Genomic DNA, 26,535 nt, shown 5'->3' on the forward strand with positions numbered 1-26,535 from the left:
TTACCCACTACGTCCCGGCACCTATAATCACCCTTTCTGGGGTATGGCGCACCATTATAGGTGGCGGCGCATACCGGATCAACTCAATACTGTTGAAGGACATGCTGCATGAAAAAGTGGTCACACCTGTTGGTAGCCGGGATGATGGTGCTGAACCTAGGCTCTGCAAATGCCTCTGATGGCAAAACGCTGTACTTCTATAACTGGACAGAATACGTTCCGCCGGGGCTGCTTGAGCAGTTCACCAAAGAAACCGGCATCAAAGTGATTTACTCAACCTACGAATCCAATGAAAGCATGTACGCCAAGCTGAAAACCTACAAGGATGGCGCATACGATTTGGTGGTGCCTTCCACCTACTTTATCGCTAAGATGAGCAAGGAAGGTATGCTACAAAAGATCGACAAGAGCAAGCTCAGCCACTTCAATGATTTAAACCCCAACCTGCTGAACAAACCTTTCGATCCTGACAATGACTATTCAATCCCTTTTATCTGGGGCGCTACAGCCATTGGCGTCAACACAGATGCGATCGATCCCACCACCATCACCACCTGGGCTGATTTCTGGCAGCCACAATATAAGGGTCGCCTGTTGCTGATCGACGACGCGCGCGATGTATTTCAAATAGCGCTGCGCAAGCTAGGCTACTCAGGCAACACCAGGGATGCTAAACAGATCGAAGCCGCCTACCATGAGTTGCAGAAGCTAATGCCAAACGTGCTGGCCTTTAACTCCGATAACCCAGGAAATCCATTTATAGAAGGGGAAGTCAATCTGGGGATGGTATGGAACGGTTCTGCGTTCGTGGCGCGCCAAGCGGGCACTCCGCTGGAGGTCGTCTGGCCGAAGGAAGGCGGCATTTTCTGGATGGACAGCCTAGCGATCCCGGCAAACACACAGAATGTTGCGGGGGCGCTAAAGCTGATCAATTTCCTGCTACGGCCGGAGATTGCAGCACAGCTAGCAGAAACTATCGATTACCCCACACCTAATCTGGCAGCGAAAAAGCTACTCTCGCCTAAAGTCGCTAACGACAAATCGCTGTACCCTGATGATGCGGTGATCAACAACGGCGAATGGCAAAATGATGTGGGCGATACCAGCAGGCTGTACGAAAACTACTTCCAGAAATTGAAAGCCAGGCGCTAAGCGACCTTAACCGGGCGATCACTTCGCCCCTCATTCCTCTAATTAGGTTAATTCTCTTGCTTAGCCGATAAAACGCTAAAACCTTGCCGCTTGGCGCGAAAAAGAGTGCCAAATGAAGGTACAATGATCTACATCGGCAGCAAACTAAGAACCAATTTCACCAGGTTCACCAGGCTATTTTTTCGCTATTTTGGCCCTCTGGGCAGTGCTCGCCATCCTCAATGACTCCCTGTACGCTGCGGTTATTGTGTGCGGTACTAGTTCAAACTGGCTGCAACAATGTACGCCTAATAAGATAGATTCTCAGGGAGATTCCGATCTGCCCGCGCCACTTTGCCCACCAAGAATTTGTGCACTAAGTACGGCACCACCTCGCTGGCTGGGCCGTAATGCTTTTCGTTAAACTAGTTTTCCACCTGGCTGGGTTCCAGGTTCAATTCCATGGTGTAAGCCCCTGCCAACCGTGCCTCCTGTACAAAGCTTGTCGCTGGATAGACATGGCCAGAGGTACCAATGGTGATAAAGAAATCAGCCTTAGCCAACACCTGATAGATTTCGTCCATACCCAGCGGCATTTCCCCAAACCACACGACATGAGGGCGCAGCGGTGCAGAGAGCTGGCAGCAGTGGCAACGATCCTCAAAGCTAAGATTTTCAGGCCAGTCGAACACCTGGCCTGAATTGGTGCAACGCACCTTCAACAACTCGCCATGCATATGCAGCACCCGCTTGTTACCCGCACGTTCATGCAGGTTATCGATATTCTGAGTAACCAGCAGGAAGTTTTCCCCCATCCACGCTTCCATATCTGCTAGCGCGCGGTGCGCAGCGTTGGGCGCAATCTCTGCGGCCTGTAGCTGGCGGCGGCGCGCGTTATAAAACTCCTGCACCAATACCGGATCGCGCTGATAGCCTTCCGGCGTGGTGACGTCCTCCACCCGGTGCTGTTCCCATAGTTTATCTGCCGTGCGGAAAGTACGAATACCCGATTCGTCGGAGATGCCAGCCCCGGTCAACACCACCACAAACGGCTTTTTCAGCTTGGCCACCGCCATGATATCACGATAAAAAATACGTGAACGAAAACGCTGATGCAGCACATGCTTACTCTTGCGAAACTGACACAGCCGATGGCGAGTGTGCATTCATTTCCTCCTAAATAGGGCAGCTTCTCTGCCTGCAATTTGATTATTGCCCGCTTAACACGCGCGCCGGATCGATACGGCTGGCACGCCTGGCAGGATACCAACTGGCCAGCAGGCTTAGCACGAGGGCTGTCGCCAGCACGATCACCACATCCGGCCAATGCAGCTCAGAAGGCAGAAAGTCGATGAAGTAAATATCGCCCGATAGTAATGAATGACCGATCAGTTTTTCTACGCCTTTGGTGATAGTGGTCAGTTGTAGTGAGACGGCCACCCCTAGCACCACGCCGATCAGGCTCCCCACCAACCCAGCCAGTAGGCCGTACCAAATAAAAATGGCACGGATGAAGCCATCTTTAGCACCTAGAGTGCGCAGCACCGCGATATCTCCGCTCTTGTCCTGCACCGCCATCACCAACGTGGAAACAATATTAAAGCAAGCCACGCCGATCTCCAGCACCATCGCCAGATACATAATGGCGCGGATCATCTGAATATCGCGGTACATATAACCATAAGTACTGATCCAGCTCTTGACGTAGACGTAAGAATCAGCCACCTCCCCAGCATCGCGCACCAGTTTGTTGGCGGCGAACACCTGGTTCACTTTGATAGCGATGCCAGTGACGCCGTCACCTATATCGAGATACTGTTGCGCATCGCTCAGTGGCACCAGCACCAGGCCATGATCCAATTGGCCACTAAGTTGCATAATACCAGTTACATGCAGGCGGATGCGCTTAGGTTGCAGTAGCTTCAGTTCAGGATCGCTGTTGGGGATCATCACCGTGACGTAAGCACCCCGTTTGACACCCAGCGCATCTGCCACGCCCTTACCAAGGATCACCTGCTGCTCGCCAGCCTTGAAATTAACCCAGGCATCGCCCTGTACGAACTGTGGCAACGCGCTGAGCTGATTTTCCTGCTGCGGGTTTACCCCTTTGACCTGTACCGCACGCAGTTGTACGCCGTTTTCCATCAGGCCAGTAAAATTGATGTAAGGAGCAGCGGCCAGAATGCCCGGCACTTTCTCCACCCGCCTTAGCATAGACAGCCAACCCTGAAGCGGCTGATTCACCGCTTCGATCTCACTATGAGGCACTACTGCCAGAATACGGTTTTGCAGTTCACGTTCGAAGCCGTTCATCGCACTCAGGCCAACGATCAGTACTGCTACCCCTAACGCAATGCCGATGGTGGAGATAACCGAAATCAGCGATACCATGCCGCTGCGCTTGCGGCCACGGCTAAAACGCAGAGCCGTCAGGAAGGAAAGTGACGCACACGCCATTACTCGACCCCCAACAGAGTTAATGGCGTCTGAAGTTGGCCATCGACCATTTCCAATTGACGGCTGAGGCGCTTGGCCAACTGCAAATCATGGGTCACGACTAAAAATGCCGTACCCTGGCGCACGTTCAGCTCACCCAATAAATAAAGGATGCTGTCTGCGGTCCGTTTATCCAGGTTTCCGGTCGGTTCGTCTGCCAACACCAGCGCTGGGTTGTTGACCAGCGCACGGGCGATCGCCACACGCTGGCGCTCACCGCCTGATAGTTCATAGGGGCGATATTTGCTGCGCTTCTCCAGCCCAACCGCCGCCAGCATCTCCATCGCCTTCTTCTGCGCCAGTGCGGTATGGATGCCACCGATTAGCAACGGCATGGCGGCATTCTCTAACGCGGTAAAGTCTGGCAGCAGGTGGTGAAACTGATAGATAAAGCCGAGCTGGCGGTTGCGCAGTTCCGCCTTGGCCGCCGAAGACATGCTATTTAACGATAGGCCTTTGAAGATAACCTCGCCAGCATTTGGTGAATCTAACCCACCCAGCAGGTGCAGCAAGGTACTTTTACCGGAACCCGAACTACCGACGATCGCTATCATCTCGCCAGGCTGCATGGCAAAATTGACATTGCGCAACACATCGGTGTGCAGGTTACCTTCCTTATAGCTCTTGCATAGGTTGTCACACTGCATCAAATGAAGGTTACTCATAACGTAAAGCCTCAGCAGGTTGTACGGCGGCAGCGCGCAATGAAGGGTAGAGCGTAGATATCAAAGACACCGCCATTGCCACCACAGCAATGAACGTCACTTGCAGCGGATCAACCGCTACTGGTAACGAAGCGCCATCAATAAATGCGCCAAGGACTTGCATCAGGTTATTCAGATTGCTGGCCAGCAGCACACCGAAAAACGTGCCGATCAGTGAACCTATGATGCCAGCACTCGCACCCTGCACCATAAACACCACCATGATATGGCCGCGAGTCAGGCCTTGGGTTTGCAGGATAGCCACCTCGCTCTGTTTTTCCATCACCAGTAAGCCCAGCGAAGTGATTATGTTGAACGCGGCAACCGCAACGATCAGACTAAGTAGCAGTCCCATCATGTTTTTCTCCATGTACACCGCCTGGAACAGTTCGCCTTTGCGCTCACGCCAGTCTTTCCATTCAGTTCCTTGTGGCAGCGTCTGCTGGCTAAGGGTATCGACCATCAGAGGCTTCTGTAGGAACAGACGCCAGCCTGTAATGTTGCCAGCCGGATAACGCATCAGGCGCGATGCATCCTGCTGGTTGACCAGCAACTGATAGCTGTCCACCTCGCTGTTGGCATGAAAGGTGCCGATAATGGTGAACAGCCGTTGGCTAGGAATGTGACCCATTGGCGTGAACTGGCTGGCACTCGGCACCATTAGCCGCAGCAAATCGCCGCGCTTGACGCCGAGCTGGCTGGCCAATTGCTCACCAATAATGATGTTATAGTGGCTCGGTTGCAGTTGCTGCTGTTTGATATTGACTAGATAAGGGGTCAAGGGATCGGCTTCGTCCGGGTTGACACCGAGCATTACACCCACCGCCACACTTCGGGCGCTTTGCAGCACCACATCGCCAGTGGTCATTGGCGCAACGCGGCTGACGCCCTTCAACCCCTGAACTGCCAAGGCGGGTAGCCACTGAGGGTTGATCGACCCCTGTTTACTGGTGATCAAAGCCTGCGGCATTAAGCCAAGGATGTTGTTTTCCAGATCCTTTTCAAAACCGTTCATCACCGAGAACACAGTGACCATCGCCATCACTCCCAAAGTGATGCCGATGGTCGATAGCCAGGAAACAAACCGCCCGAAGCGGTCTGAAATACGCCCGCGCATGTAGCGCAGGCCAATGAATAACGCGACAGGTTGATACATGAAATCCGTTTTGTTGCTATGGTTAAAGCAATGTAATTATCGATAATAAAGGCTCTCCCGCGCCAAGGGAACACCCGGTGGCCTTTTATTCCGCTGACAGCGCTGGCCGAAACTCAGGCAAAACCGGACTGGCCGAACAAAATCCTGGCCGTTAACCAATTAAGTTTTAGGTTAAAACCTGATTGTGGCATTTTTAACTGTGTCAGTTTGCTGACTGCTGGGCTACTATAGCGTAGAGCACAGTTTAAGGCGCTTTATCGATTATTGCTGCCGGGCGCAATCCAACACGATGATTAAAGATACTTGAATGAGCATTTCCAATAGCCGCAGCCGTTCCTCATCCCACCGTTATTCTCTCCCCGAACGCGCAGGTGATCTGCGCCGATTAGGCCAGTTGTCCGGTTCAGCCTGCGCCGTGGAATGCGCCGAAATCGTTGAACGCCATAACGGGCCAGTGATGCTAATCGCACCAGACATGCAAAATGCCCTACGGCTGCGCGACGAGATCCAGCAGTTTACCGATCAAAGGGTCACCACGCTGTCCGACTGGGAAACTCTACCCTATGATAACTTCTCACCACATCAGGACATCAGCTCGGCCCGCCTGTCGAGCCTGTATCATCTGCCTACCATGGCGCACGGGGTGATCATTTTGCCGGTCAATACCCTAATGCAGCGCGTCTGTCCGCATGAATTTCTGCATGTTTACGCGTTGGTGCTGAAAAAAGGCCAGCGCCTGTCACGCAATAAGCTGCGCAGCCAATTGGAACAGGCCGGTTACTGTAGCGTCGCGCAAGTGATGGCGCATGGCGAATTCGCCACCCGGGGTGCCTTGTTCGATCTCTACCCGATGGGCAGCGAAGAACCATACCGTATTGACTTCTTCGACGACGCAATCGACAGCCTGCGCACCTTCGAGGTCGACAGCCAGCGCACGCTGAGCGAGGTCGACGCCATCAAACTGCTACCGGCCCATGAGTTTCCAACCGACAAAAACGCCATCGAGCTATTCCGCAGCCAGTGGCGTGAGCAATTTGACTTGCGCCGTGATCCTGAGCATATTTACCAGCAAGTCAGTAAAGGTACCTGGCCTGCAGGTATCGAATATTGGCAACCGCTGTTCTTCAGCCAACCGCTGCCATCACTGTTCAGTTATCTGCCAGCTAACACCTTGATCGTCAACACAGGCAACGTTGAAAACGCCGCCACGCGCTTCTGGCAGGACATCAGCCAGCGTTACCAAAGCCGCCGCATAGATCCGATGCGTCCGCTGCTGGCACCGGATACCCTGTGGTTACGCGTCGATGCACTATTCGGCAAACTAAAATCCTGGCCGCTCATGGCGTTAGAAACCGTAGATCTAGCGGCCCAGGCGGGTAACACCAACTTGGGCTACCACGCCCTGCCAGATCTGGCAGTGCAGGCTCAAAACAAACTGCCGCTGGAGAATTTGCACCGCTTTGTTGCAGACTTTGACGGCAGTATAATTTTTTCGGTCGAGAGTGAGGGCCGGCGCGATACGCTACAGGATCTACTCGGTCGTATCAAACTCGGTACCTCGCTGATCCAGCACCTCGATCAGGCACAGCCGACAGGCCGCTATATGATGGTCGGCGCTTGCGAATGCGGTTTCTTCGATAGCATGCGCAACTGGGCGCTAATCTGCGAAAGCGATCTGTTGGGAGAACGGGTTAGCCGCCGCCAGCAGGATAATCGCCGCACCATCAACACCGATACGCTGATCCGCAACCTTGCGGAGTTGCATCCTGGTCAACCAGTGGTGCACTTGGAGCACGGTGTTGGGCGCTATGTCAGTCTAACCACTCTGGAGGCCGGGGGTATTAAGGCCGAATATCTGATCCTATCCTACGCTGGCGAAGATAAACTGTATGTACCAGTTTCTTCGCTGCACCTGATCAGCCGTTATGCTGGCGGCGCGGACGAAAATGCCCCGTTGCACAAGTTGGGCGGCGATGCCTGGACACGCGCAAGGCAGAAGGCCGCCGAGCGGGTGCGGGATGTGGCCGCCGCACTGCTGGATATCTACGCCCAGCGCGCCGCCAAAACGGGCTTCTCTTTTCAGCACAACCGTGAACAGTATCAGCTTTTTTGCCAAACATTCCCCTTTGAGACCACACCTGATCAGCAGCAGGCCATCAACGCAGTGCTGAGCGACATGTGCAAGCCGTTAGCCATGGATCGTCTGGTGTGCGGCGATGTCGGCTTCGGTAAAACAGAGGTGGCGATGCGCGCCGCCTTCCTGGCGGTAGAAAACGGTAAACAGGTGGCGGTATTAGTGCCCACTACCCTGCTGGCACAGCAGCACTTCGAAAACTTTCGTGATCGCTTCGCCACTTGGCCAATCCGTATTGAAATGATGTCACGCTTTCGCAGCACCAAAGAACAGCAGCAGGTACTTAACGCTGCGGCCAACGGCGAGGTGAATATCATCATCGGCACCCACAAGATGTTACAAGGCGATCTGTGCTGGAGAGAATTGGGATTGCTGATCGTCGATGAAGAGCACCGCTTTGGCGTGCGCCATAAAGAGCGCATTAAAGTGATGCGCGCCGACGTAGACATTCTAACGCTGACTGCCACCCCAATTCCACGCACCTTGAATATGGCGATGAGCGGCATGCGCGACCTATCTATTATCGCCACCCCACCCGCACGCCGTCTGGCAGTAAAAACCTTCGTAAGCGAATATGACAGCCTGATGGTGCGTGAAGCGATCCTACGTGAGGTACTACGTGGCGGGCAGGTTTATTATCTGTACAACAATGTGGAGAGCATCGAGAAGGCCGCGCAAAAGCTGGCGGAACTGGTACCAGAAGCGCGTATCGCCATCGGCTACGGCCAGATGCGCGAACGCAATTTGGAGCGGGTGATGAAGGATTTCAACCATCAACGCTTCAACGTGCTGGTTTGCACCACCATTATCGAAACCGGCATCGATATTGCCAGAGCAAATACCATTATTATCGAGCGCGCCGACCGCTTTGGGCTGGCACAACTGCACCAGTTGCGAGGCCGTGTCGGGCGTTCACACCATCAGGCTTACGCCTACCTGCTAACACCCAATCCGCAAGCCATGAGCGACGATGCGCAAAAACGGTTGGCAGCTATCGCTTCGCTGGAGGATCTGGGTGCTGGCTTCGCGCTAGCCACCCATGATCTAGAAATTCGTGGTGCAGGTGAGCTGTTGGGAGAAGATCAGAGCGGCCAGATGACCACCATCGGCTTCTCGTTGTATATGGAATTGCTGGAAAGCGCAGTTGACGCACTGAAAAATGGCCGCGAACCGTCGCTGGAAGATCTCACCAGTAGCCAGGTGGAAGTGGAGTTACGCATGCCAATCCTGCTGCCGGACGACTTCGTGCCAGACGTCAATACCCGTTTATCATTCTATAAACGCATTGCCAGCGCTAAAAATGGCAACGATCTTGAAGAGCTAAAGGTAGAACTGATTGACCGTTTCGGCGTGCTGCCGGAACCGGCGCGCAACCTGTTGCAAAGCGCAACGCTGCGCCAGCACGCAAAAACGCTGGGGATCAAACGCATTGAGGGTAATGAGTACGGCGGATGTATCGAGTTCGGCGACAACCACTGTGTCGATCTGGGCTACCTGATCGGCCTGCTGCAAAGCAATCCACAGATATATAGCCTCGACGGGCCAAGCAAATTAAAGTTTATGCTCGATTTGAGAGATCGTCAGATACGGCTGAAGTTTACTAAAGATCTGTTAAGCACCTTCTTGGCGCACAGACTGGTGCTATCGACTTAGTTCTCCCTCCTGTCGCAGGCTGATTCACCCGATGATAGTAACGGGTGTTCTACTGTCTATCCTCTGGCGAGGCGGACATCCCGAAGAGGGGAAGAAAGTATCGAACTGCTTGCCACGACAATCGGCATACTGCAATCCGCTCAAATATTACACCTTTCATACCAGGGGAGTCAGTTGGTTAAATAGGAGCCTATCCCTGTAGGCGTGCTTGTTTTAGAATTTGTGTTCCTAAGAGAGGTCATTGAAGGGAGCAAAGCCCCCTATGTATCTATCTTTCTGCCGATATTTTTTTATTCCAAATGTATGTCTCTTTGCCATCAGAGTTAATTGTTTTGTCAGGAACGCTTTGGTATCCCTACTTAAAACGTGCTCCATTCCCGACACGCTCAGCAGTTCCACAGTTATCCAGGTTATAGCCACACAGCAGAGCCAGCGATAATAGCGCCTAACTACTGGTATCTAACGCCGGGAAGTGCTTCACTAGATCGTCGATCGCTTTCATCTGCACCAGGAATGGCTCCAGCTTGTCCAACGGCAGCGCGGACAGCCCGTCGCACTTGGCACTGTTCGGTTCCGGGTGCGCCTCAATAAAGAGACCAGCCAGACCAACTGCCATGCCAGCGCGCGCCAGCTCAGTCACTTGTGCACGACGCCCGCCAGAAGCAGCACCGAACGGATCGCGGGTTTGCAGCGCATGTGTCACATCGAAGATCACTGGATGCCCACCGGTTACGTTCTTCATCACGTTTATGCCCAGCATGTCAACTACCAGGTTGTCGTAGCCAAAGTTGCTGCCACGATCGCACAAGATCACCTGATCGTTACCGCCTTCCTTGAATTTATCGACGATATTGCCCATTTGACCCGGGCTGACAAATTGCGGTTTCTTCACGTTAATTACCGCGCCAGTTTTCGCCATCGCTGCCACCAAATCAGTCTGGCGCGCCAGGAATGCCGGTAGCTGGATCACGTCTACCACTTCAGATACCGGCTGTGCCTGCGCCGCTTCATGAACATCAGTGATGATTTTCACGCCAAATGTTTTTTTGATTTCTTCGAAAATCCTTATCCCTTCTTCCAGCCCCGGCCCCCGGTACGAGTGGATGGAAGAACGGTTAGCTTTATCAAAAGAAGCTTTGAAAACGTAAGGTATGCCCAGTTTTTGCGTCACAGTGACGTGGTGTTCGCAGAGACTCATCGCCAGATCACGCGATTCCAGCACGTTCATACCACTAAACAGCACAAACGGCAGATCGTTCGCTACATTGATGTCACCAATACTAACCACTTTCTGTTTCATACTTTGCCTTTGAGTAAATCGAATCAATTAGTTAATGCAGCGTGACTCTCTTCCGATCCATCGTGTAGATGTGTAATTTAGTCACTTCGTTCACCGGATCTTCATGACACTGCTCGACAAAATAGTTAAGGTCGGAAATGGCGATATGGTTGCACTCAAGCTGGGCGTAAATCAGCCCACGGTCTCGGATCTCGTAAGGATCGTCTGGGTCAAAGCACAAGGCGGTTTCGCTGGCACTCAGTGCCATTTCCATCTATTTTTCTTCCATCAGGGCGGCTTTCAAAGCATCGAGCATCTTACGTACCACCATGAGGTTATCCGATTCGTCGAGATCGTTATCTTCCAACTCAGCACACAGCCCTAGGCTACCTTTGATCCACACTTCCAATTGATGCTCGTTTAGCGTTTTGCCGTTCAATGGGTTGATCAGCCACATTTCATCATCTAGCCAGTCGGCACGTAAAATAAGCTGAGTGGGGAAAATTACCGGCATCAGCGGCAGATCCAACTGGTGCGCGATATGCAAGAAAATGATGCCCAATAATACCGGGGTACCCCGACATTCTTCCAACACCTTATCCAACCAGATGGCATCGGACAGGCGATAAACACCACCAACGCCACCGAAACCCCAGATAGTGAAGAAAAGCTCAATGAGTGCGTCCAGTTGCTGCTCCTGATTGAGATAATCCAGCATCGCTGCGCGTGCTTCATCGACCAGTTGCTGTAGCTTGCGCTCAACCTCGGCCACCGGAAAATCGCACCGTATCGACTATGACACGAGGATCACACCGGCACTCAGTGGCGAGGTGTTAAATTCAAAATCCGCAATACGGCTCATAGGTATCCCATCAGAAACGGTATTTTCGTCGTGGCAAGTTTAATTATCAGGTACAAGCAACCCAGCTCCAGAACGAACGCCAAAACGCGCAGTTTCTGACTTTTGCTCTTCTTATCCAAGGTGGCGTGGCCAAGCAGGATGTAGATAATAACGCCAAACAATTTCTCGGTCAGCCATTAGTCCATAGCCAGCAACGGATAAAATCCGAATATAACCACCAGCATGATGCCACTGGCAAACAGCAGTGTGTCATTAAGGTGCGGTGCAACCTGAACCCAACGCCAATTCATGATAGCCAATTACGCCACTGCAAAAATAAACGCAGCATAAACAAGGTGATAATAATGAAAACCATTAGCAAATGACAATCTTTCAACACAGTGTATGCGGTCATGGTGCTTCCTTACATTGCCTTACGCTTCGTTATTATCAATTTTTGGTCAATGCGGACGGCCACTGGCCGAGGGTCACGCGCTCATTGTGGCCGTAATCACGGTAAGTGGCAACCGCCCTAAATCCAGCGGCCAGCATTAGCGCGCGCACGCTGCGACCCTGCTGCCAGCCGTGTTCCAGCAATAGCCAGCCCTGAGGTTGCAGATGCTGCGGTGCCTGGCGCACGATGGCGTCCAAATCCGCCAGCCCCTGTTGCGCCGCTACCAGCGCGTTGGCAGGTTCAAAACGTACATCCCCCTGCATCAGGTGCGCGTCGTCAGCGTCTATATACGGCGGGTTGCTGGCGATTAATGCAAAATGCTGGGGTGCCAGTGAACTGAACCAGTTACCCTGTAAGAATTGCACATTGCTGATCGTCAGCTTCTGCGCATTATGCTGGGCCAGTGCCAGCGCGTCGGGCTGCACATCAACGCCAATGACCGTACAATCCGGACGTTCGCTGGCCAGCGCTAGCGCGATGGCACCAGTGCCAGTGCCGAGATCGAGAATGTGGCAGGACGCGATCGGTAGGCGTTCCAGTGCCAGTGCTACCAGGCATTCGCTATCCAGGCGCGGGATAAGGGTAGCAGGGGAAACCGACAGCGGTAGCGACCAGAATTCACGCTCACCGACCAGATAGGCTACTGGTTCACCCTGTTCACGGCGTACCAGCAGCGCTTCCAGTTGCTGCTGCTGTTGCGGCGTCAGTCGCGTTTCATCGAACGCCAGCAGAAAGGCTCTGGCCCGGCCAGTAATAAAACCCAGCAAGATTTCCGCATCGCGTCTGGGACTATCGCTGTGCGTTAACCGGGCAGCGGCGGCTTTCAGCCAGTGGTGATAATCCATCACTCTTGCTCAGCAGACAGCGCGGCAAGTTGGTCGGCCTGGTATTCCTGCACGATTGGTTGGATCAGCAAGTCCAGCTTGCCTGCCATCACCTCGTCCAGACGATACAGTGTCAGATTGATGCGGTGATCGGTCACGCGCCCCTGCGGGAAGTTGTAGGTGCGGTGGCGGTCAGAACGATCACCGCTACCCAGTAGGTTGCGGCGGGTTGAAGCTTCTGCCTGTTGGCGTTTAGCCATTTCAGCAGCATGGATGCGTGCGCTGAGCACCGACATCGCCTTGTCCTTATTTTTGTGCTGCGAACGCTCGTCTTGGCATTCCACGACAATGCCAGTCGGCAGGTGGGTGATGCGGATCGCCGAGTCGGTGGTATTAACATGCTGACCACCCGCGCCAGAAGAGCGGAATGTGTCGATTTTCAGATCGCTTTGAGTGATGTCGGGCCTTTCAGCCTCTGGCACTTCCGGCATCACCGCCACAGTGCATGCGGAGGTGTGGATACGCCCCTGAGACTCGGTTTCCGGCACCCGCTGCACACGGTGACCACCAGATTCAAACTTCAATTGGTAATAGACACCCTCACCAGAGACTTTGGCGATCACCTCTTTGTAGCCACCGTGTTCTCCCTCATTAGCGCTGATCATTTCTACACGCCAGCGGCGAGTTTCGGCATAGCGGCTATACATGCGGAACAAATCGCCGGCAAAGATCGCCGCCTCATCGCCGCCGGTACCAGCGCGCACTTCCAGAAAACAGCCGCACTCATCGTCAGGATCTTTTGGCAACAGCAGCACCTGTAGCTGTTGTTCCAGTTCTTTGGTTGTCGCTTTGGCCTGCTTGAGTTCTTCTTGCGCCATTTCGCGCATTTCAGGATCGTCTTGCATCATTTCCGCAGTCGCCAAATCCCCCTGTATATGACGCCATCTAAGGAAACAGCGGCTGACATCGGTCAATTGTGCATATTCTCGCGACAGTGCGCGAAACCGATCCTGCTCAGCAATAACGCCAGCATCGCCGAGCAACGCCTGCACTTCTTCATAGCGCTCTTGTAACGCTTCCAGTTTGTCAACAATAGAAGGCTTCATGCGTGGTATTAGACCCTGTTAATTAAGAAAACTAATGCTAATCCAGCCGGAGGATGTTGCGTAATAATTGCAACCGCTCCACATCGCCATCGCTGGCAGCCTGCTGCAGGGATTTGGTGGGGGCATGGATAAGACGGTTGGTCAATCTGTGCGCCAACTCGTGGATAACCTGTTCAACAGTGGCACCCTGCGCAATGGCGGCCAATGCTTTGGCTTCCATTCCCGCACGAATTTGCTCGGCCTGCGAGCGATAATCACGAATGGTTTCCACCGCCCCCTGCGAACGTAACCAAGCCATAAAATTGGTGCTTTCCTGCTGTATGATCACTTCTGCCTGCGCCGCTGCAGCCTTACGCTGCGCCAGGTTATTATGGATGATGGCGTGCAGATCGTCTACACTGTACAAATAAGCACTCGCCAGTTTGCCGACCTCCGGCTCGATATCGCGTGGTACAGCGATATCCACCAGCAGCATAGGCTGGTAGCGGCGCGCTTGTAGCGCCCGTTCCACCATCACTTTACCGATGATCGGTAACGGGCTGGCGGTAGAGCTGATTATAATATCTGCATCAGCCAGACGTTGGTCAATCTCCAGCAAGGTGATCACTTCCGCGCCGACTTCACCCGACAGCCTTTGAGCACGTTCGCGGGTACGGTTAGCAATGATCATATGCCGCACTTTGTGCTCGCGCAGATGTCGTGCGACCAACTCGATGGTTGCACCGGCACCAACCAGCAACACGTTTAGATCGGCCAGCGATTCGAAGATTTGACGTGCCAGTGTACAGGCAGCAAAGGCAACAGATACGGCGTTGGCACCGATTTCGGTTTCGGTGCGCACGCGTTTGGCGACGGAGAAGGAAGTTTTGAACAGGCGATCCAACTCACCGGAGAGCGACTGGCCACGCTGGGATTCAGCGAAGGCCCTTTTCACCTGCCCGAGGATCTGAGGCTCACCCAATACCAACGAGTCCATTCCGCTGGCCACGCGCATCAGGTGGCTGACCGCGTCGTTATCGTGATGCCAGTAGAGGCTTTTTTGCACATCTTCGGGGCGAAGGTGATGATATTCACACAGCCAGGCAACCAGGTGTTCGTGGATATGTTCCTGTTGCTCTACGCTAATGTACAGCTCGGTGCGGTTGCAGGTAGACAACACCACACCGCCCTGCACCAAAGGTTGTTGGAGCAAACTGGTCAGCACCTGATCGAGAGACTCTGGTGAGAAGGCCACCCTTTCACGCAGAGAAATCGGAGCGGTTTTGTGATTAATACCCAACGCTAGCAGGGTCATTACCTAGAGTAATACTTATCTTGATATGGTTTCTCGTTGCAGGGCATTCTACTTGATGCACGGGAGCAATAAAAGCCACAAACGAATCTTGCGTTCAATGACTAACTGTAGGCCAAGAAAACCAATAAATTAATAAATTACATCCAGTTACCAATAAACTGCTTAATCGGCACGCGCCTCCGGTGCGTAAATGCAACCTACGCCAATCATATGTAGCGAAACTATTACAAGATTATGGAATAAAGGCTACAAGATTATGGAATAAAGGCACGCCCCCGGAGAACGGAGGCGATGAAAACCTTTTAACGAGCGTTAAAGAAGGCATCATGCGTTTTTAGGCAGGATGGGAAAGCGGTTAGTTTGTCTTTCTAAACCTCCCCAAACGGGAGATTTTATTGTAAACAGCCTTTCAGAAACTGATCATATGGAAAAATCGGCTTTGTTGAATAAATCGGATTTGGAATAAAGAGTCCCGTGAATGGGCATCTTTCAGGCAAGGCGTACACTTTCTGGCATACCGGTGAGCGGCATCTTGTTTAATGCACAGATCATGGCCAGCGCCTCTGCAACTTGCCCATCATAATCTCGCAGCGACAGGTGACCACCAAATAGCTGTTTTACTCTATACCTCGCTGTTGCCGCTATCGAACGTCGGTGGTAGCCTGTGATACTTTTCCACCGTGTGTTGTCTCTGGTAAGGTGCTGGTTCGCCACCGCTTGATTTCGCTCTGCATAGTCTGCTGACCAATAACGGGCTCCGATTTCCTGACCGTGTTTTTTTACCTTCTACTCCCCTTCACCCAACACGTTGAGCCCGCTAGAGTCGATAACGAGGTGCGCAATTTCACCCGGCGTTGCGGTTTTAAACGGGACATGGCCGGATTTTGCCCGCTTACTGATGCAGGTATCGTCCGGGCAGTTCAACGGCACTTTGATCAGTGTGACAATGGAGTCGACGAAGCCCTGGAAGGCGCGCAGTGTCAGGCCGAAAATCCGTTTCAGCATCAATACGCTGGTGATTGCCATAGAGAAGGTTTTGCCTCGCATTACCACCGTTTCATCCACCGAGAAAGTGAGTGAACCCAGAGTGATAATGGCGTTGTTATAAGCCTTCCAGTTGGTGATGTTGAACTTTTGCTGGGCACGGCATGTCGCTATTTTGACAGAAGGAGAGTGATCTGATCCTCGTCCCGGCCAAAAGTTCTATTTATTCAACAACGCCTCTGACGTCGTTCATGTCGGGGGATGGGTGCTATGATCGGCATTACTCAGTCCGGTTGTGAGGGTTTGTGATGTTTGGCGATTGATCAGATTGCTCAAACAGGATTGAGTTCCTTCAGTGATCTACTACCTTCAGTGATCTACTATTTGGCACAGGTATTTAGTCTGTATTCTACAGTTTTGGTTGTTGTTGGCTCAGAAAATCACGAATTTCAGTCAGCAGTTTTTCTTCTGCGGTTGGTGCTGGCGGGATAACAGGCTTTTCTTCCTGCTTACGACGCGCTTTGTTCATTAATTTAATCGCTAGGAAAATAGGGAAAGCAATAATAACGAAATCGAAAATAGTCTGAATAAATGAACCGTAGTTTATCACTACAGTAGGAACAGTGCCTTGAGCTTCGCGTAATACCAAATGGAATTGTTTGAAATCAACACCACCGATCAGTAAGCCCAGTGGTGGCATGATGATATCCGCAACCAAAGATGAAACGATCTTGCCAAACGCAGCACCAATAATAATACCTACTGCTAGATCAACCACATTGCCACGCATGGCAAATTCACGGAACTCTTTCAACAAACTCATAGATCGCACCCCTTGCAGAAATTAATAACTCAAGTTAAACAAAGTACTTCCCTTTCGCCATAAATGGAGGAAAGATTTTTATCTTTTTCCTCGGCAGAGAAGAATATCTGTTAATAGATGTGTTCTACAGGAAGAATGGACTTGGCTGAAATAGCCGCTCTACATCAGGGACGAATTTCTTGTCGGTAATAAACATAATAACGTGATCGCCCTGCTCAATTTTGCTGTTGCGGTTAGCGATAATAACGTCATCGCCGCGCACGATGGCACCGATGGTAGTGCCTGGTGGCAGTTTGATCTCTGCCACGATCCGGCCAACCACTTTCGAGGTAGATTCATCACCGTGGGCGATGGCTTCAATCGCTTCGGCTACACCGCGGCGTAATGAAGAAACACTAACAATATCTGCTTTGCGTACGTGACCCAACAATGCTGAAATCGTCGCTTGCTGTGGCGAAATAGCGATATCAATCACGCTTCCCTGTACTAGATCGACATAGGCACGGCGCTGGATCAACACAATTACTTTCTTTGCACCCATCCGCTTTGCCAGCATGGCAGACATAATGTTGGCTTCATCGTTGTTGGTGATAGCGATAAATACGTCCACCTGATCGACATGTTCTTCTGCTAGTAGTTCCTTATCAGAGGCATCACCATAAAACACGGTAGTATCGTGAAGCTGCTTGGCCAGTTCGGTGGCACGTTGCTGATCACGCTCAATCAGCTTCACGTTGTAAGACTTCTCCAGCCGCTGAGCCAGCCCAGCGCCAACATTGCCACCACCGACGATCATGATGCGTTTATAGGGTTTCTCCAACCGTTGCAGTTCGCTCATTACGGCACGGATATGCTGCGAAGCGGCAACAAAGAACACCTCATCCCCAGCTTCAATAATGGTTGAACCTTGTGGACGAATGGGTCTATCCTGCCGGAAAATGGCGGCGATACGGGTATCTATGTGCGGCATATGCTCGCGCATAGAGGATAACGCATTACCTACCAGAGGCCCACCATAGTAGGCTTTTACCGCCACGATGCTGATCTTGCCTTCGGCAAAGTTCACCACTTGCAATGCGCCAGGGTATTCGATCAGCTTGTAAATGTAATCGATAACTAGCTGTTCCGGTAAAATCAGGTGGTCAATCGGCACTGCTGCCGGTTGGAATAGCTTTTCTGACTCGCAGATGTAGTCTGGCGCACGTATACGAGCAATACGATTGGGGGTATTAAACAGCGAATAGGCGATCTGGCAGGCGACCATATTAGTTTCGTCAGAGTTGGTGACGGCGATCAGCATATCTGCGTCTTCGGCACCTGCTTCGCGTAGTACACGCGGATGAGAACCGTGCCCCTGCACCACTCGCAGGTCAAATTTATCCTGTAATTGCCGTAGGCGACCAGAATTAGTATCGACGACGGTGATATCGTTATTTTCGCCTACCAAGTTTTCCGCCAGCGTATCGCCAACCTGGCCTGCACCAAGAATAATTATTTTCATTTGGTTCCCTGCTTCACACTGAAAGATTTAGGGGGGCTTGGGCATGCCCTGAAGAATTATATTTTAATCAGCTTAGCGTAAAAGAAGCCATCACCATCCTTGGGATGTGGAAGGTTCTGTCGGCCCGGCTGATCTGGGCTACCGGTTTCGACCAACCTGACGTCGTAATGGTGTTGCAGGAAGGCGGCGATTTGTTCGCTGTTTTCTTCCGGCAGGATCGAGCAAGTGGCGTAGACCCATCACACCGCGGGATTTCAAATGTGGCCATATCGCCGCCAGCATTTTCGCCTGTAGACCAGCTAACTCGGCGATATCACGGTCACGACGTAGCCATTTGATGTCAGGATGCCGACGAAAAACGCCGCTGGTCGAGCAAGGAGCATCCAGTAAAATGCGATCAAACTGTTTGTTGCCGCACAACTGTTGCGGTGTGCGGCCATCGCCCAGTTTTACCTCGGCATGCAAGTGCAGGCGCTGGAGGTTCTCTTTGACACGAGTGAGCCGGTGCTCATGGATGTCAATGGCCATCAGCTGTGCCTTGGGCGCAGATTCCAGAATATGGGTGGTTTTTCCACCAGGAGCCGCGCACAGGTCGAGGATTTGTTCACCGTTTTGTAGATCGAGCAGAGCAATACAGCCCTGCGCCGAATCGCCGAAGCATCCTGTACAGTAACCCAGCCATCGGCAAAGCCAGGCAGAGCGCTCACAGCGTACGGTGTTAGAAGACGTAGTGCGTCAGTATATTCAGCGTGAGGTTCGGCGACTATGCCGACCTGGGTCATTAATTGCAGGTATGCTTCGGGGGTGTGATGCAGACGGTTGACGCGCAGCCACATTGGAGGTTTCTGGTTATTGGCATCGACAACCTGCTCCCACTGCGCCGGGTAGGCCTGCTGGATGCGTTTCAACAGCCAGCTTGGGTGTAAGTAGCGGCAGTTGTTATCGGCAGCGTGCTGCATCAGTGCGTATTGCTGACGCTGGAACTGGCGTAATATGCCGTTAATCAGCCCTTTAAGTTGCGGAAGTTTCAGCGCTACTGCACCGTTCACCGTTTCAGCCAGCACCGCGTGCGGTGGGATGCGAGTATACAGCAGTTGGTAGAGGCCAACCATCAGTAAATAGTACAGTATGCGCTGTTTGCCGATCATTGGCTTGGACATCAACTGCTGAATGCACCATTCAAGTTGGGGCAGCGTGCGTAAGGTACCAAAGCACAGTTCCTGTAAAAATGCACGATCCTTGTCATTGATGGTACTTTGCATTGCTGGCAGGACAGTGCTGAGCGACTGACCTTGATCCAGTACCTGGCCGATGGCTTTGGCAGCGTGACTGCGGAGGTTGTAATTGTTTTTCATGATAACGGTCAGCATTAAAAAAAACATCCCGGCGATTAATGGCCGGGCTATGGAGGAGGCTACAACTGGTTGCCAGGGGTAAACCATGCGCGGCGTGAATTCAGTAAATCCTTCGCTGACATCGGTTTTTTCCCTGCTGGCTGCAACTGAGTTAGGTTAAGAATGCAGTTGGCAGTCGCCACCTGAATGCCGTGCTTGTCGGCATGGACAATGGTGCCTGGTTCTGCGTCTGCGGTTTCCACCAGCACACTGGCTTGCCAAACTTTCACCGGCTGCCCATCCACGGTTAAATAACTGACCGGCCATGGGTTAAGGGCGCGAATGCAACGCTCTAACTGCGCAGCGGACAGGCTCCAGTCCAGGCGCGCTTCTTCTTTGCTCAGTTTCTCAGCGTAGGTCACCTGCGCCTCATTCTGAACTTCACGTTTAACCGCGCCATCTGCCAACAGTTGTAACGTTGTCAGCAGCCCCTGCGGGCCAAATTCGGCCAGTTTGTCATATAGGCTGGCGCTGGTATCCGTTGCCTCGATAGGACACACGATCTTGTGTATCATGTCGCCGGTATCCAACCCCACATCCATCTGCATGATGGTCACCCCGGTTTCGTTGTCGCCTGCCCACAAAGAACGCTGGATTGGTGCCGCACCACGCCAGCGTGGCAGCAGTGAACCGTGCACGTTAATGCAGCCCAAATGGGGCATATCCAATACTATTTTCGGCAAAAGCAGTCCATAAGCAACCACAACCATCACATCTGCGTTAAGATTGGCAACCAATTGCTGATTCTCTTCAGGCCGTAATGATTTCGGCTGAAATACTGGCAGTTGATGTCGTTCCGCCAGCACCTTGACTGAACTTGGTGTTAGCTTATTGCCACGTCCAGCCGGACGATCGGGCTGGGTGAATACGCCGACGATCTGGTGCTCAGATGATAACAACGCGTCAAGGTGACGTGTTGCGAAGTCAGGTGTTCCGGCGAAAATAATCCGTAAAGAGTCAGACACGCTGATTTCTTGATCGGTTAGGCGCGGGCATTAAGCTTGGCTATTTTTTCCAGTTTCTGGCGGATGCGCTGGCGCTTGAATGGCGACAGGTAATCTATGAACAGCTTGCCTACCAGGTGTTCCATCTCGTGTTGGATGCAGATCGCCAACAGGTCGTCCGCTTCCAGCTCGAAAGGCTTGCCGTCGAAGTCGAGCGCGCGGATCTTCACGTTGGCTGCGCGCGGTACCAGAGCGCGTTGTTCAGGTAACGAAAGGCAGCCTTCTTCGATGCCGGTTTCGCCGCTTTTTTCCAGCAGTTCCGGGTTGATCAGCACCAGGCGCTGATCGCAGTTATTGGAAATATCAATAACGATAATGCGCTGGTGGATATCCACCTGAGTTGCAGCCAAGCCAATGCCTTCCTCTGCGTACATGGTTTCAAACATGTCATCTACAATGCGCTGTATATCTGCATTGACTTCTTTTACCGGCGCTGCGATTTTGCGCAGCCGATCGTCTGGGAAATGTAATACCTGCAAGACTGACATATATCTTTAGATCTGTATCCGAGTGATAAACGAGGTTTAGCTTTCATTCTAGACATTTCCCTGCCTGATTGACAGCATTGTGCATCAATTGCTCGAATGGTTAATCCCAGCGCTTTCTGCGAGGGAAAGGGTGATGCAGCCAGAAGAAATTAGCTTAGGGATGCGTAGGGTGAAGGGGCTGGATACGTCATTAGCTAGCCAAATTATACGGCAGTTGATAGCGGCCGGTACTGAACCTTGCAAGTTGTTGTGGTAGGTAGGGCTGAATGACCGGCAGCAAGCTCAATTTCAGTAGGCGGATGCCCACTATTTGGCCTCCACACTGCGCTGGTTGGAGCAGGTGGGCTGCCAGATGCTGCTCTATGGTGAGGTCGGATACCCATAGCGCTTGAAGCATATTAATGATGCGCCGTTGTTGTTGTTAGTGCAGGGCAACCCGCAAGTACTGCAATAGCCACAAATTGCTATTGTCAGCAGTCGGCAATGTAGCCACTACGGTGAGCATTGGGGGCGCTACTTCGCTAGTGAATTAACGTATTTTGGCCTTACCATTACCAGCGGCTTGGCTATTGGCATTGATGGTATCTGCCATCGCGCTGCACTGGCGGCCAGTGGTTGCACCGTGGCGGTCTTGGGCAGCGGGTTGACCAACGTCTATCCGCGCCAGCATCGGCGGCTTGCTGAGCAGATTGTTGAACAGGACGGTGCCGTAGTTTCTGACCATATGGTCACCCATTTGCCGTTGGCCGCACACTTTCCACGGCGTAACCGTATTATCAGCAGCCTAAGCTTGGGCGTGCTGGTGATTGAAGCCTCGTTGCGCAGTGGCACCCTGATCACCGCCCACTATGCGTTGGAGCCGGGGCGCGAGGTGTTCCCTCTTCCTGTCACGCTAGGGAACCCGATGAGCGAAGGCACGCATTTGCTGATCCAGCAAGGCGCTTATCTGGTCACTAGCCCGAAAGACATCGCCGAACAGTTGGGAAGTAGTCTGCATTGGCTGTCAATAAACGAAAATACACCTCTTTGTGTATCTGAGACCGAAGTTGAATTGCCATTTGCCTATGTGTTGGCTAACGTAGGAGATGAGGTGACGCCTGTTGATGTCGTCGCTGAACGTGCTGGCCAACCCGTGACAGAAGTAGTGATCAAGTTATTGGATTTGGAGCTAGCAGGCTGGATCGCAGCGGTACCTGGTGGTTATGTCCGAATAAAGGAAGGCAAGTCATGTTAGACGTACTTATGTACTTGTTTGAAACTTATCTTCACAATGGACCAAAGTTGCACGTCGATCAGGATCAACTGACCGACGATCCCGCTCATGTGGGCTTTCATCTAGATTATTTCTATAAATAATTGAATTAGTTAGAAAATTTTTTGATTTGCAGGTGGAAAAAATGCATCTTACTTTATCGATATTGACCCACTAACGATGCGGATTTACACCAAAAAGGAGAACGTGCGTTTGGATGCCAGTTGCCGTGTTTTCCTCCTGTTATTGGAACAGATTCAGGTATTAAACCTTGAAATCCGTGAAATGGTTATCGATCGTGTTATGGCCTTGGACAATACGGAGTTTGATCTCGAAATTCTAAAATGGGTGGTGCTGATGGTACTGTTTAATATCCCCGGATATGAAAATTCCTATCAGCAAATGGAAGAACTGTTGTTTGAAGTAGAAGGCTATCTGCACTAAACCGGTTACACGCATAGAAAAAGTTATGACTAAAACAGCGATTTTTGCCACCAGGAAAAATGAATCCTGTCCGGAATGCGGGGCTGAATTGGTGATCTGCTGTGGTCGCAACGGCTCCTTTAGGGTGTTCTCATTATCCCGAATGCCAGCATATCCGGCTGCTTAAAGCACAGGCCGATGGTCATATCGTCAAGGTATTAGAAGGGCAGCCATGCCCGAAGTGCCAGGCGATTCTGGCGCTACGTCAAGGGCGTTATGGTATATTCATCGGTTGCTGTAATTATCCAAAATGTGTCCATACCGAAGTGATTGATAAGCCGGACGAAATCAGCATAGTTTGCCCGCAATGTAGACAGGGAAAACTATTGCGGTGCAAGTCGCGTTACGGTAAGATATTCCATTCCTATAATCGTTATCCGGGGTGTCAGTTTGCTCTCAATTTTAAACCAGTTGCTGGCGAGTGCTCCTACTGCCACTATCCATTACTAATGGATCAGCGTACGGCAAAGGGGTTGATCCTCTGCTGTGCTAATAAACTTTGTGGAAAACCTGTAGCAACCACCGAATCATTACATAATGAACTCAGAACCTACTTCCACCCTCGCATCTATTATCGACGCGCTGCATAATCAGCAGGTTATCGCCTATCCTACCGAAGCTGTATTCGGTCTGGGATGTGACCCCGATAGCGAACAGGCGGTTAATACGTTGCTGTCCCTGAAACAGCGGTCGTGGGAGAAGGGATTGATCCTTATCGCCGCCGACTACCAGCAGTTAATCCCGTATATTAATGACAGCACGTTGAGTGAGCCGCAACGTGCTGCGATATTCGCCAGTTGGCCGGGGCCGGTAACTTGGGCAATCCCTGCCCGGCCTGAAACTCCACGCTTTCTGACTGGCCGCTTCAACTCGCTAGCGGTGCGCGTCAGTGCCCATCCGCTGGTGCAGCAACTGTGTCGGCAGTATGGCAAACCATTGGTATCGACCAGCGCTAACTTCAGCGAGTGTGAACCCTGCCGTAATACAAATGATGTGACACAGCAATTCGGTACTGTGTTCCCGGTGTTGGTGGGTAAAGTTGGTGGTTACCTTAACCCTTCAGAAATCAGAGATGCTTTGAGCGACGAACAGATCCGCCAGGGTTAGACAGAGGTAATGTGCATGGAGAAATTTGCGGTATTCGGCAACCCTATCAGTCACAGCAAATCACCATTGATTCACGCGTTGTTCGCCGAACAGACAGGAATTTATCACCCGTATGGCACCGTGCTGGCACCCCTAGAGAGTTTTGAGGCCAGCCTGCAAGCATTTATCAGTGCGGGTGGTCAGGGGGCAAACGTCACAGTACCTTTTAAGGAGCGTGCCTTTCAATCTGCGTCTGAGCTGAGTGAGCTCGCCTCGCTGGCTGGTGCTGTGAATACGCTTAAGGTATTACCAGAAGGTGGTTTGCTGGGAGATAACACGGATAGCATCGGTCTATTAACCGATCTTGAACGCCAACAACTGATCTGGCCGCAGGATCACATTTTGCTGGTGGGGGCAGGTGGTGCGGCGCGTGGTGTGATCTTGCCGCTGTTGTCCTTGGGCTGTGAACTAACGATCACCAACCGAACTTTTAGACGGGCGCAGGAACTGGCTCAGCTCTTCCAACACCGTGGTGAGATCTCGGCGCAACCGATGGATCAGCTTGATCAGCATCGGCAATTCAATCTGGTGATCAATGCCACGGCTTCCGGCATCAGCGGTAAGATACCGGCGTTGCCAGTCGGTGTGGTCAACAGCAAAACCCGGTGTTATGACATGTTCTATCAGTTGGGAAGGACACCGTTCCTCGCTTGGGCGCAGCAACAGGGGGCAACGGAGTTTGCCGATGGTCTGGGGATGCTGGTTGGGCAGGCTGCTTATGCGTTCTTGCTGTGGCACGGTATAATGCCTGAGATCGAACCGGTATTGCGCTGTGTGCGTAGTAAGTTGGCGGCATAAGCGAAGCACCTGTTCCCGATCAGGTAATAGGTGCTAGTCAGATAGCTTTCGGAAGGTATTCGTCATTCCAGCGCACAATAGTTATTGGCAGAGTAGAGTAATCCTTCCAACTCGGCGGCGTTTAGCGGGCGAACCTGGCGCGCTGGGCTACCCATATAGAGATAACCGCTGACCTGGTATCACCAGGCTGCCAGCACTAATCATCACATCATATTCTATTACTACACCGTCTAGCAGGATCGCACCCATACCTACCAGTACCCGATTGCCGATGGTGCAGCCGTGTAGTATGGCCTTATGGCCAACAGTAACGTCATCGCCAATCAATAATGGGTAACCTTCGGGGTTATGTTTCGATCTATGGGTTACGTGTAGCACACATCCATCCTGAATATTGCTGCGTGTGCCAATCTTATATCGCATTAACGTCACCACGAATGGCGACCATAGGCTAAATACTGACATCGTTGGGCGTTGTTGAATAAATCGAACTTTTGGCCGGGACGAGGATCAGATCACTCTCCTTCTGTCAACATAGCGACATTCCGTGGCCCAGCAAAAGTTCAACATCACCAACTGGAAGGCTTACAAAAACGCCCTTATCACTCGGGATTCACTCACTTGCTGGGGGGATGAAACGGCACTTCACGCCTGGTACTAAGAGGCAAAACCTTCTCTGCGTGGTCGCCCACCACATTATTCTGATATGGCAATCACCAGCGTATTGATGCTGAAACGGATTTTCGGCCTGACACTTCGCGCCCTCCAGGGCTTCGTCGACTCCATTGTCACACTGATTAAAGTACCGTTGAACTGCCCGGACGACACCTGCATCAGTAAGCGGGCAAAGTCCGGCCATGTCCCGTTTAAAACCCCAACGCTGGGTGAAATTGCGCACCTCGTTATCGACTCTAACGGGCTCAACGTGTTGGGTGAAGACGAGTGGAAGGTAAAAAAACACGGTCAGGAAAAACGGCGTATCTGGCGAAAACTGCATTTGGCCGTAGATACAGAAACACATGAGGTCATCTGTGCTGACCTTTCCTTGAGCAATGTCACTGATACCGAAGCCTTCCCAGGTCTTATCCGCCAGAGGTACCGTAACATCAAAGTCGCCTCGGCGGATCGGGCTTAGGATACGCGAGTGTGTGATGATGAGTTAAGGGACAAGAAGCTCAAGGCGTTAATACCGCCCAGCAGCGGAGCCCGTTATTGGTCGGCAGACTATGCAGAGCGAAATCAAGCGGTGGTGCACCAGCGCGTTACCGGAGACAACACACGGTGGAAAAGTATCACAGGCTACCACCGACGTTCGACAGCGGCAACAGCGAGGTACAGAGTAAAACAGCTATTTGGTGGTCACCTGTCGCGGCGAGATTATGATGGGCAAGTTGCAGAGGCGCTGGCCATGATCTGTGCATTAAACAAGATGACGCTCGCCGGTATGCCAGAAAGTGTACGCCTTGCCTGAAAGATGCCCATTCACGTGACTCTTTATTCCAAATCCGATTTATTCAACAAAGCCCATCTGACGCGTACATGGCGTACGTGAGGAGGGTGAGCACTGCCAGAGTCAAAATGGGATAGGGG

At 52.0% G+C, this 26,535-nt stretch carries 16 protein-coding genes and 10 pseudogenes; 9 read left to right on the forward strand and 17 right to left on the reverse strand.

Going from position 1 to position 26,535, the window contains the following annotated elements:
• Window positions 1–108: 108 nt before the first annotated feature.
• On the forward strand, window positions 109–1,152 hold the full coding sequence (gene potD, locus AACL06_RS01945) for a spermidine/putrescine ABC transporter substrate-binding protein PotD (protein ID WP_339037601.1): 1,044 nt from the start codon (window positions 109–111) through the stop codon (window positions 1,150–1,152).
• A gap of 287 nt (window positions 1,153–1,439) precedes the next feature.
• Here the strand turns inward: potD and cobB are convergent.
• From cobB to lolC, 4 genes and pseudogenes are all read right to left on the reverse strand, one after another.
• Window positions 1,440–2,297 (reverse strand): annotated as a pseudogene (gene cobB / locus AACL06_RS01950) (Sir2 family NAD+-dependent deacetylase).
• Between the two features lie 43 nt (window positions 2,298–2,340).
• Window positions 2,341–3,588, reverse strand: coding sequence for a lipoprotein-releasing ABC transporter permease subunit LolE (gene lolE / locus AACL06_RS01955; protein ID WP_339037603.1), 1,248 nt, complete (start codon window positions 3,586–3,588; stop codon window positions 2,341–2,343).
• Entirely contained in the window at window positions 3,588–4,292 is a 705-nt protein-coding gene (gene lolD / locus AACL06_RS01960; RefSeq protein ID WP_339037605.1) for a lipoprotein-releasing ABC transporter ATP-binding protein LolD, read from the reverse strand. The genes lolE and lolD overlap by 1 nt, the downstream gene beginning before the upstream one ends.
• Window positions 4,285–5,487, reverse strand: coding sequence for a lipoprotein-releasing ABC transporter permease subunit LolC (gene lolC / locus AACL06_RS01965; protein WP_339037607.1), 1,203 nt, complete (start codon window positions 5,485–5,487; stop codon window positions 4,285–4,287). Before lolC ends, lolD begins: the two co-directional genes overlap by 8 nt.
• A gap of 307 nt (window positions 5,488–5,794) precedes the next feature.
• On the opposite strand from lolC, the gene mfd reads away from it, so the two are divergent.
• A complete protein-coding gene (gene mfd / locus AACL06_RS01970) occupies window positions 5,795–9,274 on the forward strand; it encodes a transcription-repair coupling factor (RefSeq protein WP_339037609.1) in 3,480 nt (1,159 codons plus the stop codon).
• A 445-nt stretch (window positions 9,275–9,719) separates the two neighbouring features.
• Here mfd and kdsA read toward each other — a convergent pair whose 3' ends face one another.
• From kdsA to def, 12 genes and pseudogenes are all read right to left on the reverse strand, one after another.
• Window positions 9,720–10,574 (reverse strand): 3-deoxy-8-phosphooctulonate synthase, encoded by an 855-nt coding sequence (kdsA, locus tag AACL06_RS01975; protein ID WP_339037611.1) that lies wholly within the window; start codon window positions 10,572–10,574, stop codon window positions 9,720–9,722.
• Window positions 10,575–10,605: 31 nt separating this feature from the next.
• Window positions 10,606–11,415, reverse strand: a pseudogene (gene sirB1 / locus AACL06_RS01980) (invasion regulator SirB1).
• A pseudogene (locus tag AACL06_RS01985) lies at window positions 11,412–11,809 on the reverse strand (SirB2 family protein). Before AACL06_RS01985 ends, sirB1 begins: the two co-directional pseudogenes overlap by 4 nt.
• Before the next feature lie 35 nt (window positions 11,810–11,844).
• Window positions 11,845–12,693, reverse strand: coding sequence for a peptide chain release factor N(5)-glutamine methyltransferase (prmC, locus tag AACL06_RS01990; protein WP_339037613.1), 849 nt, complete (start codon window positions 12,691–12,693; stop codon window positions 11,845–11,847).
• Window positions 12,693–13,778, reverse strand: coding sequence for a peptide chain release factor 1 (prfA, locus tag AACL06_RS01995; RefSeq protein ID WP_339037615.1), 1,086 nt, complete (start codon window positions 13,776–13,778; stop codon window positions 12,693–12,695). Before prfA ends, prmC begins: the two co-directional genes overlap by 1 nt.
• A gap of 37 nt (window positions 13,779–13,815) precedes the next feature.
• On the reverse strand, window positions 13,816–15,072 hold the full coding sequence (hemA, locus tag AACL06_RS02000; RefSeq protein WP_339037617.1) for a glutamyl-tRNA reductase: 1,257 nt from the start codon (window positions 15,070–15,072) through the stop codon (window positions 13,816–13,818).
• A gap of 489 nt (window positions 15,073–15,561) precedes the next feature.
• A pseudogene (locus tag AACL06_RS02005) lies at window positions 15,562–16,230 on the reverse strand (transposase).
• A 235-nt stretch (window positions 16,231–16,465) separates the two neighbouring features.
• Complete coding sequence (gene mscL, locus AACL06_RS02010) at window positions 16,466–16,879, reverse strand: large-conductance mechanosensitive channel protein MscL (RefSeq protein WP_339037619.1); 414 nt, start codon at window positions 16,877–16,879, stop codon at window positions 16,466–16,468.
• Window positions 16,880–17,003: 124 nt separating this feature from the next.
• Window positions 17,004–18,380 carry a Trk system potassium transporter TrkA gene (gene trkA, locus AACL06_RS02015; RefSeq protein ID WP_339037621.1) on the reverse strand — a complete coding sequence of 459 codons (1,377 nt, stop codon included), beginning with the start codon at window positions 18,378–18,380 and terminating at the stop codon, window positions 17,004–17,006.
• Window positions 18,381–18,436: 56 nt separating this feature from the next.
• Window positions 18,437–19,735, reverse strand: a pseudogene (gene rsmB / locus AACL06_RS02020) (16S rRNA (cytosine(967)-C(5))-methyltransferase RsmB).
• Window positions 19,736–19,794: 59 nt separating this feature from the next.
• Window positions 19,795–20,739 carry a methionyl-tRNA formyltransferase gene (gene fmt, locus AACL06_RS02025; protein WP_339037623.1) on the reverse strand — a complete coding sequence of 315 codons (945 nt, stop codon included), beginning with the start codon at window positions 20,737–20,739 and terminating at the stop codon, window positions 19,795–19,797.
• 17 nt (window positions 20,740–20,756) lie between these two features.
• Window positions 20,757–21,266, reverse strand: a complete 510-nt coding sequence (def, locus tag AACL06_RS02030) for a peptide deformylase (protein ID WP_339037624.1) — start codon at window positions 21,264–21,266, stop codon at window positions 20,757–20,759.
• A gap of 133 nt (window positions 21,267–21,399) precedes the next feature.
• Here def and dprA point away from each other — a divergent pair.
• The 5 genes and pseudogenes from dprA (at window position 21,400) to aroE (ending at window position 24,945) form a co-directional block, all read left to right on the forward strand.
• A pseudogene (gene dprA / locus AACL06_RS02035) lies at window positions 21,400–22,522 on the forward strand (DNA-protecting protein DprA).
• A pseudogene (locus tag AACL06_RS02040) lies at window positions 22,494–22,962 on the forward strand (DUF494 family protein). Before dprA ends, AACL06_RS02040 begins: the two co-directional pseudogenes overlap by 29 nt.
• A gap of 25 nt (window positions 22,963–22,987) precedes the next feature.
• Window positions 22,988–23,591: pseudogene (locus AACL06_RS02045) on the forward strand (topoisomerase DNA-binding C4 zinc finger domain-containing protein).
• Window positions 23,539–24,108 (forward strand): L-threonylcarbamoyladenylate synthase type 1 TsaC, encoded by a 570-nt coding sequence (tsaC, locus tag AACL06_RS02050; RefSeq protein ID WP_339037625.1) that lies wholly within the window; start codon window positions 23,539–23,541, stop codon window positions 24,106–24,108. The pseudogene AACL06_RS02045 and the gene tsaC overlap by 53 nt, the downstream one beginning before the upstream one ends.
• A gap of 15 nt (window positions 24,109–24,123) precedes the next feature.
• The gene (gene aroE, locus AACL06_RS02055) at window positions 24,124–24,945 is read left to right on the forward strand and encodes a shikimate dehydrogenase (protein ID WP_339037626.1); all 822 of its coding nucleotides are present in this window, start codon (window positions 24,124–24,126) and stop codon (window positions 24,943–24,945) included.
• 37 nt (window positions 24,946–24,982) lie between these two features.
• Here the strand turns inward: aroE and AACL06_RS02060 are convergent.
• Window positions 24,983–25,396: pseudogene (locus AACL06_RS02060) on the reverse strand (gamma carbonic anhydrase family protein); the annotation flags it as partial.
• Between the two features lie 23 nt (window positions 25,397–25,419).
• Between AACL06_RS02060 and AACL06_RS02065 the strand changes: the two are divergent.
• Both AACL06_RS02065 and AACL06_RS02070 read left to right on the forward strand, forming a co-directional pair.
• Complete coding sequence (locus AACL06_RS02065; protein WP_339037627.1) at window positions 25,420–25,581, forward strand: hypothetical protein; 162 nt, start codon at window positions 25,420–25,422, stop codon at window positions 25,579–25,581.
• Window positions 25,514–26,416: pseudogene (locus AACL06_RS02070) on the forward strand (IS5 family transposase). Before AACL06_RS02065 ends, AACL06_RS02070 begins: the two are co-directional and overlap by 68 nt.
• Window positions 26,417–26,535: the final 119 nt, after the last annotated feature.

The organism is Serratia symbiotica (Periphyllus acericola), assembly GCF_964019515.1.
GTDB classification, from domain to species: Bacteria; Pseudomonadota; Gammaproteobacteria; order Enterobacterales; family Enterobacteriaceae; genus Serratia; species Serratia symbiotica_D.